Below are 15276 nucleotides of genomic sequence, written 5' to 3'. Positions count from 1 at the left end.
GGGGTTTGGGGGCAGCGCCCCCAACCGGTCGGATTGCGCAGCAATCCGACACCCTACCCCTGGCTCTCCTGTTCGACATAGATGCGCAGCTCTTCCGCCTCGCGCCGTGCCTCGCGCAGCCCTTCCATCGCGGCGCGCAGCTCGGCCTCGGTCTGGGCGATCTGGTTGGTCAGTTCCGCCTCGCGGTGCTGCAGGTAGGTGATCGCCTGGTCGCGCGTCTCCTCGGCGTCGTGCAGCGCCTTGGCCATCTCCTCCAGCTCGTTCATGTCGACGCCCGACACCCGTGTCAGGCGATGGATCAGCCAGTTGGCGAACCAGCCAAGCGCGAAAGCCACAAAGAGGATGATCGCGATCACCACGATGAATTCGGTGCGGTTCATTCGGTCTCTTCCTCTTCGTGATCGGGCGCAAGCCCCTCGGGCCGCATCACGGGCCGGGGGGCATTGGCCAGGATGGCCGCGCGCTCCTCGGCCGCCTCGCGCAGTTCACGCTCGCGGACGTCAGTCAGCAGCATGAACTCGATGCGGCGGTTGGCCTCGCGGCCCTCTGCGGTGTCGTTATCGGCCACGGGGCGTGTCTCGCCATAGCCCTGCGCGCTGAGATTGCTGGTCAGCACCCGGCGCGCCAGCAATCCGTTCAGCACCGCATCGGCGCGGGCCTGGCTGATATTGAGGTTCAGTTCCTCGCGGCCCTGCGTATCCGTGTGGCCGCCGATCTGCATCTCGACATGCGAGCAGTCGCGCAGGATCTCGGCCAGGTCGTCCAGCACCTCGCCCGCCGCCTCGTTGATCTCGACCGAACCGGGATCGAAGGTGATCTTGCGCCGGTCCAGCACTGTGTTGACGCGGTCGAGGCATTGCTGGTCGGTCAGCTCTCCGGTGATCGGGTCGAGGCTGGCCATGTAGGTCACGTCGATCTCGAAACTGGCGGCGTCACCCAGCTGTTGCGCCAGCAGGCGCGACAGGTCCGACGTCGCGTCCTCGCTGCCGGAATTGCCGCGCAGGATCAGGTGGTCGGGTTCGACCGTGAGCGAGCCGTTGGGCAGCCGCGACAGCGCTTCAAGCCCGGCCAGCACGCGCAGCGGCCAGCCTTCGGGCAGGTCGGGATCGGTGCGGGTGGCCAGGTAGGTGTTGCGGCGCCCGAAAAGCGCATTGGCATAGGCCAGCACGGCGGCCGAGACGCGGTCATCGGGCAGGCGACCGCGCAGTTGCACGTAGCCTTCCGGGCTGCGCGTCGCGGTGAAGCGGGGCGGGCCATCGGGTTCCGAGCCTTCCGCGGGCGCGGCGGGCAGCACGGCATGGAGCGAGAAGACATCCGGCAGCGCCGCGTCCAGCTCGCCGATCACGGTATCGAAGAGGCTGCCCGGCGTGCCCTCGGCGGCGACCAGCGACAGGTCGGCATCCGAGAAGGTCAGCGTGGCCCCCTCGAACCGGCTGGCGGCGGTGATCGCGGTCTCGACCGCCTCGGCCCAACGGGGCGAGGGCACGCCGAGGCCGATGACGCAGCTTGCGTTCTCGGCGACGCCCAACTCGATGGCGGTCTCCAGGATGCGGTCGCGGTCGGCTTCGGTGCCGACAGAGCAGGCTTCGAACCGGGGGGTGCCGTCTTCGACCACGTAGCGCAGGGTGAAGGGGGTGATGACGGGGCGCGGGGCCGAGATGTCCATCACCAGGTCGATGCCGTCGGGCAGATTGTCCTCCAGGAATGCGACCCAGCCGGCGCGCTCGGCGGGGCTGTTCGAGACCGCCTCGACCTCGACCCGGCCCGCGAAGATCGACACTTTCGAGCGCGGCAATTCGGTCAGCGCCAAGAGGCCGTAGCGCACCGCGGCGTCCCATCCTTCGGGTGCCGCGAAATCGGCGGTTTCGACCATGTTGGCCACGTCCAGCCCGGCGGTGATGTCGGAGATGCCATCGGTCAGCCGGTCGGCGCCCTCGGTGCCCGGAATGAGACCGATCAGCGACACGCCGGTGCCGTTGCGCAGCATCTCGATCGAGAAGGTCGGCGCGGTGATGCCCTCGGGGTCCAGCACCGTCATCTGGTCTACGACCCGGTCGCTGTCCACCACGGTGCCCGCCCGGCGCAGGGCGCGAAAGCGCGTGGCCTCGTCCGGGGCCTCGCCCATCAGGAAGACTTGCAAGCCGTCGGCGTCGATCTCGACCCAGTCCAGCCCGTCCTCGCGCATCGCGAAGGAGACATCCTCGACCGATTGCCGCTCGACCGTCTGGGCCCCGATCACGGCCAGGCCAAGGCTGATGCCCGCCGCCAGGGCGAAACTCGCGATCGCCGCGAATGTAAAGCTGATACGCATCGGGTGGGTCGTGCCTCTGCTCTTGTTCCGCCAAGGCTTATCCGCTTGGCGGGGCGTGTTCAATCACACCAGCGCGGCAAGGGCAAGAAATAGCGCAGCGATCAGCCCCGCATCGCGGTTCGAGCGGAAAAGCCGCAGGCAGGTGGCATTATCCCCGGTGTCCAGCTGGCCAAGCTGCCAGACCAAGTGCCAGCCGAACCCCCAGGCGCCCGCGATGGCCAGCACCATGGCGAGGATCCCGGCCTCGGGTGGCAGCGCCAGGATGATCGCGACGGCCATCAGGACGACCGAGGCGATCAGGAAGCCGCGCAGCCAGGGCTTGCTGTTCTCGCCAAAGAGGCGCGCGGTCGATTTCACGCCGATCAGCGCGTCATCCTCGACATCCTGATGCGCATAGATCGTGTCGTAGAACAGCGTCCAGGCGATGCCCGCGAGGTAGAGCATGAAGGGCGCAAGCCCGAGGCTGCCGGTATGCGCCGTCCAGGCCAGCAGCGCGCCCCAGTTGAAGGCGAGGCCGAGAAACACCTGTGGCCACCAGGTGAAGCGCTTGGCGAAGGGATAGATCGCGACGGGGATCAGCGCGGCAAAGCCAAGCAGGATCGCGGCGCTGTTGAAACTCAGCAGGATCGCCAGCGCGACCAGGCATTGCAGCGCCATCCAGATCAGCGCCTGGGTGACCGTGACCGCGCCCGAGGGGATCGGCCGCGACCGGGTGCGCGCGACCGAGCCGTCGATACCGCGATCGGTGATGTCGTTCCAGGTGCAGCCCGCCCCGCGCATCAGCACCGCGCCGATGCCGCAGCCCGCGATGATCCACAGATCGAACCAGCGTGGTTCGGTCGCGGCAGCGGCCAGCAATACACCCCACCAGCAGGGCAAGAGCAGCAGCCAGGTGCCGATGGGCCGGTCGGCGCGGGACAGGCGCAGGTAGGGGCGCGTCCAGGCGGGCGCGCGCCGGTCCACCCAATTGCCCGTCACCGCGTCGGCAACTTGCCCCACTGGCGTTTCATTTCTCGCGGTCATATGGTCCGCCCCATGTCGGTCAAAGCCAAAATCCGCCTCTACGTAGAGCATCCATTGGGGCAAGGGCAAAGCGTTCCTCTGTCGCGGGACCAGGCGAATTACCTGTTCAACGTCATGCGCCTGCAAACCGGGGCGATGGTGGCGCTTTTCAACGGGGCGGATGGCGAATGGCAGGCCGAGGTCGTGGAGGCGGGCAAGCGCGGCGGGGTGCTGGAGTGCCAAACACAGAGCGCGCCGCAGCGGATGCCGCCCGACCTCTGGCTCCTCTTCGCGCCGATCAAGAAGGCGCGCACCGATTTCATCGTCGAAAAGGCCGCCGAAATGGGGGCCGCGCGCATCCTGCCGGTGCAGAGTGAGTTCACCAATGCCGAGAGGGTGCGGCAGGACCGCTTGCAGGCCCATGCTGTGGAGGCGGCCGAGCAATGCGGCGGCGTCTTCGTGCCGCCGGTGGAGGGGTTGCAGAAACTCGACCGCGTGCTGGCGGAGTGGCCCGAGACCCGCGCGCTTGTCTTTTGTGACGAGGGGTTGGCGGGCGGCTCCTCGCCCCTTGCGGCGCTCCTCGCCCGGACCAGCGGCGAGGACATCCGCAAGGATGGAGGAGCGGCCATATTGATCGGCCCGGAGGGCGGGTTTTCGGATGCGGAACGCGCGCGGCTGGCGGCGATGCCGCAGGCCATTCCGGTGGCGCTCGGCCCCCGCATCCTGCGCGCCGATACCGCCGCCGTCGCCGCCCTGACCGCCGTGCAACTGGCCTGGGGCGATTGGGGATGATCCGGCCCGATGCCCTTGCCGCCCTGAAACGCTGGCGCGAGGCGATCATCGCGGGCTGTGTCATCGTGCTTGGCCTCTGGCTCGGCCTCAGCCCCGGCCCGGTGGTCGAGGGGGTGGGCTATGTCCTCGCCCTGATTGGTGTCCTGCTCATGATCCTCGCGCTGCGCCGCATCCGGTTTACCCGTCCCGGCGACGGGCCCGGCGTGGTGACGCTGGATGAGGGGCGCATCGCCTATCTCGGGCCCTATTATGGCGGCGCGGTCGCGATCCGCGACATGACGCGGCTGGCGCTGCGCCGCGCCCCCGGTGGTCAGACCTGGGTGCTGACCCATCCCGAGGGGGTGCTGGCGATCCCGGTGAACGCGCTTGGGGCCGATCAGCTCTTCGATGCGTTCTCGGCGCTCGATGGCCTGAACATGCCGCATTTGTTGCGCGCGCTTGGCGATCCCACGCCCGGCACCGTCACGCTTTGGCAGGCGGATCGCCCCGTGGCCTTGACTTGACCCGCCGCCGGGGTCAGGGATTGGGACCGTTATCAGCCCCGTCGTGAAAGGCCCGACCCCCCATGTCCATCCCCCAATCCGGCGGCGGCCCCATCGAGCGGCACGAGCAATTGGCCGAATACCTGGCCTCGGGCTGCAAACCCAAGGCAGACTGGCGCATCGGCACCGAGCACGAGAAATTCGGCTATTGCAAGGACACGCTGAAGCCGCTGCCGTTCGAGGGGGATCGCTCCATCGTGGCGGTGCTGGAGGGGTTGCGGGACCGGCATGGCTGGACGGAAGTGCGCGAGGGCGGCCACCTGATCGGGCTGGAGAAGGACGGCGCGAACGTGTCCTTGGAACCCGGCGGCGCGCTGGAATTGTCGGGGGCACCGCTGGAGACCATCCACGCCACCTGCGACGAGGTGAATATCCACCTGCGCGAAGTGAAAGACATCGCGGATGAAATCGGGGTAGGCTTCATCGGCCTCGGGGCCGCGCCCATCTGGACGCATGAGCAGATGCCGCTGATGCCCAAGGGGCGCTACAAGCTGATGGATGCCTATATGGGCAAGGTCGGCACGATGGGCCGGGTGATGATGCGGCGCACCTGCACGGTGCAGGTCAATATCGACTTCGCCTCCGAGGCCGACATGGTGCAGAAACTGCGCGTGGCGCTGGCGCTGCAACCCGTCGCCACCGCGCTCTTCGCCAATTCGCCCTTTTTCGAGGGCAAGCCGAACGGGCATAAATCCTGGCGCTCCCGCGTCTGGCGCGACCTGGATTCGGCGCGGACGGGGATGCTGCCTTTTGTCTTTGAAGACGGGTTCGGGTTCGAGGCTTACGCGCAATACGCGCTCGATGTGCCGATGTATTTCGTCTATCGCGACGGCAAATATATCGACGCGCTCGGCATGTCGTTTCGGGATTTCCTGCAAGGCAAGCTGCCCGCGCTGCCCGGTGAGACGCCAACGCTGTCCGACTGGGCCGACCACCTGACCACGGCCTTCCCCGAGGCGCGGATCAAGAAATACATGGAGATGCGCGGGGCCGATGGGGGCCCGTGGCGGCGGCTCTGCGCGCTGCCTGCCTTCTGGGTCGGGCTGACCTATGAGCAGTCGGCGCTGGATGCGGCCTGGGATCTTGTAAAAGATTGGGATGCGGAGACGCGTGAGGGGCTGCGGGTTGCGGCCTCGGTCGGCGGGTTGCAGGCCGAGGCGAACGGTATCCACATGCATGACCTCGCGCGGCAGGTCGTCGAAATCGCGGAACACGGGCTTGCCACGCGGGCGCGGCCCGGCGCGGGCGGGCTGGTCCCGGACGAGACCCATTTCCTGAACGCGCTGAAGGAGAGCCTGGAGACCGGCCAGGTGCCCGCCGATGAATTGCTGGCGCAGTACCATGGCGACTGGGATGGCGACCTGACGCGCATCTACGCGGAATACAGTTACTAGGGGCCCCATGACACTCAGCCACATCACGTTCATCAGTGCCGACCTGGACCGGATGGAGGAGATGCTGATCCGGGTTCTGAAGGCGCGCAAGGTCTATGAAAGCGGCGCGACGAAATTCTCGCTCTCGCGTGAGCGGTTCTATGATGTCGGCGGCGTCTGGGTCGCGGTGATGGCCGGCGAGGCGCTGAAGGAACGCAGCTACAACCACGTCGCCTTCTATGTCGACGAGGAAGAGCTGGAGGAACGGCTCGCCGAGATCGCGGCGCTTGGGCTGGAGGTCATGCCGGGGCGCGCGCGGGTGCGGGGTGAGGGGCATTCGATCTATTTCTACGGGCCGGACGGGCATCTGATCGAGCTGCATTCCGGCACGCTGGAAGCGCGGCTGGAGCGGTATCGGGAGGGGTAGGAGCGCGCAGCCTGACGGTCAGGATTTGGATCCGATCCGGGGTTCCTCGCCGCGCATGAGCCGTCCGATATTGGTCTTGTGCCGGATCACGACCAGCACCGCCAGAAGTGCCGTGACAAGGGCCGCCTGCGGCATGCCCAGGAGGCTGATCCAGACCGGCGCAAGGACGGCCGCGACCAGCGCCGAAAGCGAGGAGATGCGCGTGATCGCGGCGGTCACGGCCCAGGTCAGGCAGGCGGCGATCCCGGCGGGCCAGAACAGCGCCAGCAATGTTCCGAGGAAAGTGGCGACGCCCTTGCCGCCCTTGAAGCCCAGGAAGACCGGGAAGCAATGGCCCAGGAAGGCGAAGAGGCCCGCGAGTTGCGCCGCGTCCTCGGCCAGCAGCGCGCGTGCCAGCAACACCGCGATGCCGCCCTTGCCCGCGTCGCCAATGAGGGTGAGGAAGGCGGCCAGCCTGTTGCCGGTGCGCAGCACGTTGGTGGCCCCGATATTGCCCGACCCGATGGCCCGGATGTCGCCAAGCCCGAATACCCGCGCCATCACCAGGCCGAAGGGCACCGAGCCGAGCAGATAGGCGAGGAGCGCGGTGAGCGCGAGGAGCGGCGCGGAGGTCGCGAAGACGGGGATCATGGCGCGCTCCGGTCATAGACGGTCTCGCCTGCGACCACGGTCAGGCTCACGCGCCCTTCCATCCGCATCCCGTCAAAGGGCGTATTCTTGGATTTCGAGCGCAGCCTGGAGCGGTCCAGCACGAAGGGCGCATCGGGGTCGAAAAGGACCAGATCGGCGGGCGCGCCTTGTGCCAGCCGCCCCGAGGGCAGGCCGAGGCGGCGCGCGGGGTTCAGCGCCATGGCGCGGAACAGCTGCGGCAGGGTCAACTGGCCCGCATGGTAGAGGCGCATCGCGGCGGGCAAGAGCGTTTCCAGCGCGACGGCGCCCGAGGCCGCGACCTCGAAAGGCAGGCGCTTGCTTTCCTCGTCCTGCGGCGTGTGCATGGAGGAGATGATGTCGATCTGGCCATCGTGCACGGCCTCGACCATGGCCATGCGGTCATCCTCGGGGCGCAGCGGCGGCTTGACCTTGAAGAAGGTGCGGTAATCGCCGACGTCGAACTCGTTCAGCGTCAGGTGATGGATCGAGACGCCCGCGGTTACGTCCAGTCCGGCTTGCTTGGCGCGGGCCAGGGCGGGCAGGCTGGCGGCGGCGGTGATCTGGTCGGCGTGGTAGCGGGCGCGGGTCATCTCGACCAGCGCGAGATCCCGCTCCAGCCCCATCCGCTCGGCCATTGGCGAGACGGCGGGCAGGCCGCGCAGAGACGCGAATTTGCCCGAGGTGACGGCGGCCCCGGCGGAGAGGTCGGGATCCTGCGGATGCGCGATGATCAGCGCGCCCAGGGAGCGGGCATAGGTCATGGCACGGGCCAGCACCTTGGGGTTGCGCACCACGTGGTCGCAATCGGTGAAGGCGACGGCGCCCGCGTCCATCAGGAACCCGATCTCGGTCATTTCGGCCCCGGCGCGGCCCTTGGTCAGGGCGGCCATCGGCAACATGCGGACGCGCGCCACCTCGGCCCCGCGCCGCCGCACGAAGGCCAGCACCTCGGGCGTGTCCAGCGCGGGCGTGGTGTCGGGGCGGGTGACCATGGTGGTGACGCCGCCCGCCGCTGCCGCCAGCCCCGCCGTGCGGATGCTTTCCTTGTGGCGTTCGCCCGGTTCGCAGGTCTTGACGCCGATGTCGATGATGCCGGGGGCCAGGGCCTGGCCGTTGCAGTCGATGCGCGTGCGGGCCTCGATCCCTTCGGGGCTGCCGGTGCCGATCCCGGCGATCACGCCATCCGAAATCAGCAACCAGCCGGGCGCGTCGCTGTCGGCCTCGGGGTCGATCAGGCGGGCGTTTTCCAGAAGCGTGGTCATGCGGTGTTGCCTTGTGTCAGCGCGCTGCGGGCGTCGCGCAGCATCCGGTAGACCTCGCGCGCGTCGTCGATCAGGTAGAAGCCGGGGCGGGTCGCACCACGGCCCTGCACGCCCGAGAAGATCACCGATCCGGGGATGCCATCCTCCAGCAGGACGCGGTCCATCCGGTCGATCGGGTAGCTCAGCAGCGTGCGCCGCATCAGCAGGTTCACGCCGACAAAGGCGGTGCGGTTGGTCAGCGTGTAATGCGTCCCCGCGCGCTTGATCGTGTCCCAGATCGCGTGGCCGCCGAGCATATAAAGGCCGATGGCCAGGAAGGGCAGGCCGAAAAGCGGGAAGATCTGGAACGGGAACGGCACATCCGCGCCGCGGGTCATCGACGTGGCCATGCTGATCCAGAAGAGCGAGAATCCGGTAAAAAACGCCCCCATCAGCGTCAGCGGCGAGGCCAGGCTGCGCCAGCGGATGCCGGTGCCGGGCTGACCCTGCCAGAGGATTGTCTCGCCCGGTGCCAAAAGGCCCTGCCAACCCTGCGGATGCGTGTTCTCGATCATCGCAATGCGGCCCAGATCAGCAGCCCCGCCAGCACGATCACCGCGACCAGCACGAGCGAGGCGATGGAGCCGGGGCGCCCCGGTTGCGGGGCATCCGCGGGCGCGTCGCCGATGACGCCTGCGGCGGCCTCGGATTGCAGCGGCGGCGCGACGGAAAAGCGCGGTTTCTCCTCGTAGCGGCCGACAAGGGTGAGGGGGGCGGAAGGGGCGATCCGCGCGGTCCCTTCGGGCAGTGCGGCATCGAAGAGCAGCAGGACCGGTCCGGTCAGCGCGTCCAGAGTTTTGGCATCCGGGCCCACATCGTCGGGGTTCATGCCGTTTGCCTCGGTCAGATAGGCCGCCATGCCGTAATCGAGGATCGAGGCGGCGTCGAAAAGCTCGTAGTAATCGGGATCGAGCGGGCCCGCGCCCACGGCCTCGGCGATGGGGGTGGTGCCGGTCTCGCCCTCCTCCTGGAAGCCCTCCAGCGCCTCTTGCGGCAGATCCACCCGGAACACCCAGACCGTGCGCAGGGATGTGGGGACGTCAAGATCGTCGGTCATCGCGGGATACCTCCTGGCTGGTCCTGAGTGTGGCCTCGGGGGGCGCAGCGGGCAAGCGGATGCTCATGGTGCACTCCCTCGGGCGGCGGTCTCGATCCTTGCGGCCACGTCGCGGGGGCTGGCCATGTATTTCATCAGGTGCTTGTCGCCAGCATGGGTGATGATCTGCACGGCGCTGCCAAGGGTGCGGACCTTTGCGATTTCGGCCAGCGGGATGCGGCGGGATTCGGGGCCGATGATCTCGGTCCCGGTCAGGGTCCATTCGGCGCGGGCCTCATCCGAGGCGAGGTAGAAGGCGCGCACGGCGACGGCAAAGAGGCCGCCCACGGCCCCGGTCCAGACATGCGGGTTGTCCATCAGCCACAGCACGCCCATGCCCACGGCCATGGCAAGGGCGGCCAGCCAGGCATGGGCGCGCCAGTAGGTCATGCGGTCGGCGTGGAAGGTGGTGTCAGGCATGGGCCGCCCGCTCCGCAGCCAGGTTCTGCGCCAGCAGGTCCATCGCCGCCATGCGCACGGCGACGCCCATTTCCACCTGCTCCTGGATCACGCTTCGGTTGATGTCATCGGCGATGGTGCCGTCGATCTCCACCCCCCGGTTCATCGGGCCGGGGTGCATGACGATGGCATCCTCCTTGGCGCAGGCCAGCTTCTCGGCATCCAGCCCGTAGCGGTGGTAATATTCGCGCTCCGACGGGATGAAGCCGCCATCCATGCGCTCACGTTGCAGGCGCAGCATCATCACCACATCCGCGCCCTCCAGCCCGCGCGCCATGTCGTCATAGACCTCGACCCCCCAATCGGCGACGCCCGCGGGCATCAATGTGGGCGGGCCGATCAGTTTCACCCGGTTCTCCATCTTGCCCAGAAGAAGGATGTTGGACCGCGCCACGCGGCTATGCGCGATGTCGCCGCAGATGGCGATGTTGAGGCGGTGCAGCCGGCCCTTGCGGCGGCGGATGGTCAGCGCGTCCAGCAGCGCCTGGGTCGGATGCTCATGCCGCCCGTCGCCCGCGTTCAGCACCGCGCAATTGACCTTTTCCGCCAGCAGGTTCACCGCACCGGAATGCGGGTGGCGCACGACCAGCAGGTCGGGGTGCATCGCGTTCAGCGTCAGCGCGGTGTCGATCAGGGTCTCGCCCTTCTTCACGCTGCTGGTCTGCATCGCCATGTTCATCACATCCGCGCCAAGCCGCTTGCCCGCGATCTCGAAGCTGGCCTGGGTGCGGGTGGAGTTCTCGAAGAACATGTTGATCTGGGTCATCCCGGCCAGCGCGGTGGCGTGCTTGTCGGTCGTGCGCTCCCGCTCGGCGTAGCGGTCGGCGAGGTCGAGGAGGGTGGTGATCTCGGGCGGCGACAGCGGCTCGATCCCCAGAAGGTGACGTTTGGAAAATGTCATGCGCCCGATCCCTTGGCCACCGGCGTGCCCGGTCCCGCCGCTTATAGGAAAGAGGCGCGGGGCCGACAAGGCGCGCTTGCGCGATGGCCAGTCCGGCGCGATGGTGGGGCGGGGGAGGGCGACATGCACAACCTGGCGCTGCCGAAATGGGACACGGTCATTCGCTGGAGCGAATTGCCGGGCGAGGGGCGGCCGATCCTCTGCCTGCCGGGATTGAGCTCGGCCGCGCTGCCAACCTTCCTGCCGATGATGATGCAGCCGGAATTGCGCGGGCGACGGGCGCTTATGCTGGATTACGTCGGATCGGGCCTCAGCGGGCATTCGGCCCTGTTCGGCTCGTCGCTGGCCGAGCATGTGGAGGCGGTCGTCGCGGTGCTGGAGGCGGCGGGGACAGGGCCGGTCTGCGTGTTGGGTCATTCCATGGGCGGCACCGTGGGGATCGCGCTGGCATTTGCGCGGCCCGACCTGGTGGCGCGGCTCATCGTCTGCGAGGGCAACGTGACACCGGGCGGGGGCGCCGCGACACGGGCCATTGCCGGGTTCGACCGGGAGGATTTCGTGAATGGCGGCTACGCGGAGATGCTGGCGCGTCGGCACGCGGCGGTGATGGCGGGCGATGTCTTCGCCAATTTCCTGGAAGCCGCGCGGGGCGGGGTCGATCCCGGCGCGCTGCATGACAATTCGGTGATGCTGGTGGCGTTGGAGGAGGGGTTCGAGGCGCGGTTCCTGGCGTTGAGGCTGGAGCGGCATTTCGTCTATGGCGAACGGAGTTTTCCGGGCACGACCGGAAAGGTAATGCCGGACGCGCCCGACCCCGCGTTGTTGCGCGCCCATGGCGTCGGCGTTCATGTGGTGCCGGGGGTGGGCCATGGCCTGATGGCCGAGGATGCGGCGGGGTTCGCGCAAGTGGTGGGGCCGGTGCTGCGGCAGGCGTGACATGCTGCCGTCGATCTGGCCCGAGCAATTTCGAAATTGCTCATGAGCGCCTTGGAAGGCGCTTCCCCCCTCAAGCCAGATGCGCCAGCACGTTGACCAGCCGCCCCGCCGGGTCGCGCAGGTAGAAGCGGCGCACGCCCCAGGGCTCGTCGGTCAGGGGATAGGCGATCTCGGCCCCCATATCGGTGGCGCGGGCATGAAGCGCATCGACATCCTCGACCTCGATGGAGACGTCAGGCACCGGCGTGCCGGAGCCGCCTTCGCTGGCGATGCTCAGCTGGACCGGCGCGCCCTCCGCTCCGGCCAGCGTCACGATCCAGCCGTGATCCATGACCTTCCGAAGCCCGAACAGGGCGGCATAGAACCCGGCGACGCCATCCACGTCATCGGCGGCGATATTGGTGACGATGCGTCTTACGGTCATGTCGGTGCGCCTTTCGTGAGGGGTTTGCGCATCAGAACCTTCTGCCCCTCGCGGCCGGTTTCGGCCCATCCGAGCCGCGCATAGAGGGCGAGGTTTTCGGTCAAAGCCTCATGCGTGGCCAGCGCGAGGTTGTCATGGCCCGCCGCGCGCGCGGCCTCCTCGGCCCGCGCGATCAGGGCCTTGCCGACGCCTCTGCCCATCGCCGCCGCCGTCACCGCGACGTTTTCGATCTGTGCGCCCTCGTCCATCCGCAAGATGATACCACCGAGGATCTCTCCCGCCTCTTCCGCCACGAAAACCGGTGTGCCCGCGATGGCCTCGGGCACGCCGTCGGCCACGGGCGGCAGGGTCAGGCCACGCCCGTCATGGACGGCATAGGCCGCCACGATGGCGCGCGTCAGCGCGGGCGCATCTTCGGGCCTGGCGGGGCGGATCACGAGATCGGTCATCGGGGCAGTCTGACTCCCATTGTCCTTGGCCGCAAGCGGGCGTAGCTTGGCGCAATGGACCCCGCGACCGACTTTCATGCCCTGAAATCCCTGCTGCAATGGCAGGTGGAACTTGGTGCCGATGAGGCGATCGGGGAGGCGCCGCTCAATCGCTACGAATTGCCCGAAGCGGCCCCCGCACCCGCGCCCAAAGCCGCGCCGACCGTGGCCGCGCCTGAGCCGCGGGAGGGGCCCGACCCGGTGGTCGAGGCGCGCAATGCCGCCGCGCGGGCGGGCGACCTGAACAGCCTGCGCGCCGAACTGGAGGGGTTCCCGCATTGCGACTTGCGCATGGGGGCCACGAACCTCGTCTTCGCGGATGGCAACCCCGCCGCGCGCGTCATGATCGTGGGCGAGGCACCGGGCCGGGACGAAGACCGCGCGGGCAAGCCCTTCGTGGGCCGCGCAGGGCAGATGCTGGACCGGATGTTCGACGCCATCGGGTTGAACCGGGCCAGCCCCGACGCGGAAACCGCGCTCTACATCACCAATATCCTGCCCTGGCGCCCGCCGCAGAACCGCGACCCGACCCTGCCCGAGATGAACATGATGCTGCCCTTCGTGAAGTGCCATATCGAGCTGGTCGCACCGGAAATCGTCGTGCTGATGGGCAATATCCCGTGTCAGGCCCTCATCGGCCAGCGCGGCATCACAAGGCTGCGGGGGACCTGGACCGAGGTGCAGGGCCGTCCCGCGCTGCCGATGTTCCACCCCGCCTTCCTCTTGCGCCAGCCGCTGATGAAGCGCGAGGCCTGGGCCGATCTCTTGGCTCTCAAGGCACGGTTGGAGGGGTAGATGCGTATCCTCGCCTTCTCCGACCTGCACCTGTCGCGTGCCCGTGCCGCCGATCTGGTCGCGGCCAGCGTCGATGCCGACCTCGTTCTCGGCGCGGGCGATTTCTGCGGTTTCCGCGAGGGGCTGGCGGAGGCGATGGAGATGCTGGCGGACCTCGCCGCGCCGCTGATCATGGTGCCGGGCAACCATGAAACCGCCGAGGAACTGCGCGCCGCCGCGCGGGCCAATATGCGGGTGCTGCATGGGCAGGGCCTGGAGGAACAGGGCCTGCGCATCTTCGGTCTTGGCTATGGCATCCCGCTATCGCCCTTCGGGGACTGGTCCGTCGAGATGGACGAGGACGCCGCCACGCTGCTGCTGGACCGCTGCACCGGGGCGGATCTGCTGCTGACCCATTCGCCGCCCAAGGGGCTGGCCGACCGCACCGCGACCGGGGCCAGCGTCGGTTCGGCCGCGATCCGCGCCGCGATCGAACGCTTGCAGCCGAAACTGGCGCTCTGCGGGCATATCCACGAATCCTGGGGGCAGGAGGGGCGGATCGGGGGCACCCTTGTCGTCAATCTCGGCCCCACTGTGCATTGGTATGAGGTCACCCCATGAGGTGGCTTGCCGCGCTTGCCCTGATGACCCTGCCCGCCGGGGCCGATCCGCTTGGCCTTGTCGATTACGACGCGGTGATCGCGGCGCATCTGGATGGGGGGCCGGAGACGTCCCGGATCACGCTGGAGGGCGGCGTTGTGCTGACCCTCGATGCGGAGGGCGCGTTGATCGACGCCCGCGATCCGGGGGATGCGCTTGGCTGTCTTGCCAATGGCCTCGCCGAGTTGAGCGCCGCCGCCCGCATCTGCCCCGGCGCGCTGAGCCCCGGTGGTGCGGATGCCGTCGATACCGCCATCGCCCGGCTGATCCCGGCCTATGCCGCCGGGGTCCGGCCCGACCCTGCCGACGTCGCCACCGTCGCCGAACGGTTCGAGGCGCTGGTGCGGACCCGGATGGGCGATGTGCTGATCTGCGGGCTCACCGAACACGCGCTGTTCCTGCGGCAGTTCCTGCGGACCCCGGAAGGGCAGCTCTGGCTGGATAACGCCCTTGTGACCCCGCGCCTGCCTGTCTCTGACCCTTGTTTCTGAAAGCCAAAGCCCCATGACCACCCCGCCGCATCGCCTGAACCCCGACCGGGATTTCATCCCCGTGCGTATCGCCATCCTCGCGGTCTCGGACACGCGGGGGCTGGACCAGGACAAGTCCGGCGACGTGTTGCAGGGACGGATCGAGAAGGCGGGCCATATCCTGGCCGCGCGCACCATCCTGCGCGATGAACGGGCCGAGATCGCCGACCAACTGCGCGAATGGTGCGCCGACCCCGAGATCGACGTGGTGATCAGCACGGGCGGCACCGGGCTGACGGGCCGTGACGTGACGGTCGAGGCGCATCGCGATGTCTATGAGAAGGAGATCGAGGCCTTCGCCACCATCTTCTCGCTGGTCTCCTACCAGAAGATCGGCACCAGCGCGGTGCAGTCCCGTGCCACCGGCGGCGTCGCGAACGGCACCTATCTTTTCGCGCTGCCGGGATCCAGCGGGGCCTGCAAGGACGCCTGGGACGAGATCCTGCACTGGCAGTTGGATTATCGCCACAGCCCGTGCAACTTCGTCGAGATTTTCCCGCGCCTCGATGAACACAAACGACGGAAATGACGCGGCTGATCGTGCAAGCTTTACTTGGCCCTCTCGCGGGCACACTCTATCTATAGCCTGAACCGATTGCCGAAGGTCTG

At 68.1% G+C, this 15276-nt stretch carries 20 protein-coding genes; 9 read left to right on the top strand and 11 right to left on the bottom strand.

Annotated elements, in window-relative coordinates; all coding sequences use genetic code 11:
• Nucleotides 1-53: 53 nt before the first annotated feature.
• From HNS34_RS03505 to ubiA, 3 genes are all read right to left on the bottom strand, one after another.
• Complete coding sequence (locus tag HNS34_RS03505) at nt 54-380, bottom strand: hypothetical protein (RefSeq protein ID WP_172318086.1); 327 nt, start codon at nt 378-380, stop codon at nt 54-56.
• A complete protein-coding gene (locus HNS34_RS03500; RefSeq protein WP_172318084.1) occupies nt 377-2311 on the bottom strand; it encodes an OmpA family protein in 1935 nt (644 codons plus the stop codon). The genes HNS34_RS03505 and HNS34_RS03500 overlap by 4 nt, the downstream gene beginning before the upstream one ends.
• A 63-nt stretch (nt 2312-2374) precedes the next feature.
• On the bottom strand, nt 2375-3334 hold the full coding sequence (gene ubiA / locus HNS34_RS03495; RefSeq protein WP_235952611.1) for a 4-hydroxybenzoate octaprenyltransferase: 960 nt from the start codon (nt 3332-3334) through the stop codon (nt 2375-2377).
• Between the two features lie 12 nt (nt 3335-3346).
• Between ubiA and HNS34_RS03490 the strand changes: the two genes are divergently transcribed.
• The 4 genes from HNS34_RS03490 (at nt 3347) to fosX (ending at nt 6447) form a co-directional block, all read left to right on the top strand.
• Nucleotides 3347-4105, top strand: a complete 759-nt coding sequence (locus tag HNS34_RS03490) for a 16S rRNA (uracil(1498)-N(3))-methyltransferase (RefSeq protein ID WP_172318080.1) — start codon at nt 3347-3349, stop codon at nt 4103-4105.
• A complete protein-coding gene (locus HNS34_RS03485) occupies nt 4102-4608 on the top strand; it encodes a hypothetical protein (protein WP_172318078.1) in 507 nt (168 codons plus the stop codon). The genes HNS34_RS03490 and HNS34_RS03485 overlap by 4 nt, the downstream gene beginning before the upstream one ends.
• A 62-nt stretch (nt 4609-4670) precedes the next feature.
• On the top strand, nt 4671-6041 hold the full coding sequence (locus HNS34_RS03480) for a glutamate--cysteine ligase (protein WP_172318076.1): 1371 nt from the start codon (nt 4671-4673) through the stop codon (nt 6039-6041).
• 7 nt (nt 6042-6048) lie between these two features.
• Nucleotides 6049-6447, top strand: coding sequence for a FosX/FosE/FosI family fosfomycin resistance hydrolase (gene fosX / locus HNS34_RS03475; RefSeq protein ID WP_172318074.1), 399 nt, complete (start codon nt 6049-6051; stop codon nt 6445-6447).
• A gap of 18 nt (nt 6448-6465) precedes the next feature.
• On the opposite strand, the gene plsY is transcribed toward fosX, so the two are convergent.
• The 6 genes from plsY to HNS34_RS03445 all read right to left on the bottom strand — a co-directional run bounded on the left by plsY (nt 6466) and on the right by HNS34_RS03445 (nt 10855).
• A complete protein-coding gene (gene plsY / locus HNS34_RS03470) occupies nt 6466-7077 on the bottom strand; it encodes a glycerol-3-phosphate 1-O-acyltransferase PlsY (protein WP_172318072.1) in 612 nt (203 codons plus the stop codon).
• Entirely contained in the window at nt 7074-8360 is a 1287-nt protein-coding gene (gene pyrC, locus HNS34_RS03465) for a dihydroorotase (RefSeq protein ID WP_172318070.1), read from the bottom strand. Before pyrC ends, plsY begins: the two co-directional genes overlap by 4 nt.
• Entirely contained in the window at nt 8357-8914 is a 558-nt protein-coding gene (locus HNS34_RS03460) for a hypothetical protein (RefSeq protein ID WP_172318068.1), read from the bottom strand. Before HNS34_RS03460 ends, pyrC begins: the two co-directional genes overlap by 4 nt.
• Complete coding sequence (locus HNS34_RS03455) at nt 8911-9456, bottom strand: hypothetical protein (protein WP_172318066.1); 546 nt, start codon at nt 9454-9456, stop codon at nt 8911-8913. The genes HNS34_RS03460 and HNS34_RS03455 overlap by 4 nt, the downstream gene beginning before the upstream one ends.
• A 63-nt stretch (nt 9457-9519) precedes the next feature.
• Nucleotides 9520-9915 (bottom strand): hypothetical protein, encoded by a 396-nt coding sequence (locus tag HNS34_RS03450; protein ID WP_172318064.1) that lies wholly within the window; start codon nt 9913-9915, stop codon nt 9520-9522.
• A complete protein-coding gene (locus HNS34_RS03445) occupies nt 9908-10855 on the bottom strand; it encodes an aspartate carbamoyltransferase catalytic subunit (RefSeq protein ID WP_172318062.1) in 948 nt (315 codons plus the stop codon). The genes HNS34_RS03450 and HNS34_RS03445 overlap by 8 nt, the downstream gene beginning before the upstream one ends.
• Before the next feature lie 123 nt (nt 10856-10978).
• Between HNS34_RS03445 and HNS34_RS03440 the strand changes: the two genes are divergently transcribed.
• Nucleotides 10979-11791, top strand: a complete 813-nt coding sequence (locus HNS34_RS03440) for an alpha/beta fold hydrolase (protein ID WP_172318060.1) — start codon at nt 10979-10981, stop codon at nt 11789-11791.
• 70 nt (nt 11792-11861) lie between these two features.
• Here the strand turns inward: HNS34_RS03440 and HNS34_RS03435 are convergent, their stop codons facing one another.
• Entirely contained in the window at nt 11862-12215 is a 354-nt protein-coding gene (locus HNS34_RS03435; RefSeq protein WP_172318058.1) for a VOC family protein, read from the bottom strand.
• Nucleotides 12212-12664, bottom strand: a complete 453-nt coding sequence (locus HNS34_RS03430; protein ID WP_172318056.1) for a GNAT family N-acetyltransferase — start codon at nt 12662-12664, stop codon at nt 12212-12214. The genes HNS34_RS03435 and HNS34_RS03430 overlap by 4 nt, the downstream gene beginning before the upstream one ends.
• Nucleotides 12665-12718: 54 nt before the next feature.
• On the opposite strand from HNS34_RS03430, the gene HNS34_RS03425 reads away from it, so the two are divergent.
• Genes HNS34_RS03425 through moaB form a run of 4 tightly spaced genes read left to right on the top strand, consistent with a single transcriptional unit; the run spans nt 12719 to nt 15196 of the window.
• Nucleotides 12719-13498 (top strand): uracil-DNA glycosylase, encoded by a 780-nt coding sequence (locus HNS34_RS03425; RefSeq protein WP_172318054.1) that lies wholly within the window; start codon nt 12719-12721, stop codon nt 13496-13498.
• Nucleotides 13499-14098 carry a metallophosphoesterase family protein gene (locus HNS34_RS03420; RefSeq protein WP_172318052.1) on the top strand — a complete coding sequence of 200 codons (600 nt, stop codon included), beginning with the start codon at nt 13499-13501 and terminating at the stop codon, nt 14096-14098.
• Nucleotides 14095-14628, top strand: a complete 534-nt coding sequence (locus HNS34_RS03415; protein ID WP_172318050.1) for a hypothetical protein — start codon at nt 14095-14097, stop codon at nt 14626-14628. The genes HNS34_RS03420 and HNS34_RS03415 overlap by 4 nt, the downstream gene beginning before the upstream one ends.
• 13 nt (nt 14629-14641) lie before the next feature.
• Nucleotides 14642-15196 (top strand): molybdenum cofactor biosynthesis protein B, encoded by a 555-nt coding sequence (gene moaB, locus HNS34_RS03410; protein WP_172318048.1) that lies wholly within the window; start codon nt 14642-14644, stop codon nt 15194-15196.
• Nucleotides 15197-15276 lie beyond the last annotated feature (80 nt).

The organism is Alterinioella nitratireducens, from assembly GCF_013155465.1.
Taxonomy (GTDB): domain Bacteria; phylum Pseudomonadota; class Alphaproteobacteria; order Rhodobacterales; family Rhodobacteraceae; genus Alterinioella; species Alterinioella nitratireducens.
The sequence above is the reverse complement of the archived record's forward strand: the minus strand, read 5'-3'. Positions and strand labels throughout refer to the sequence as shown.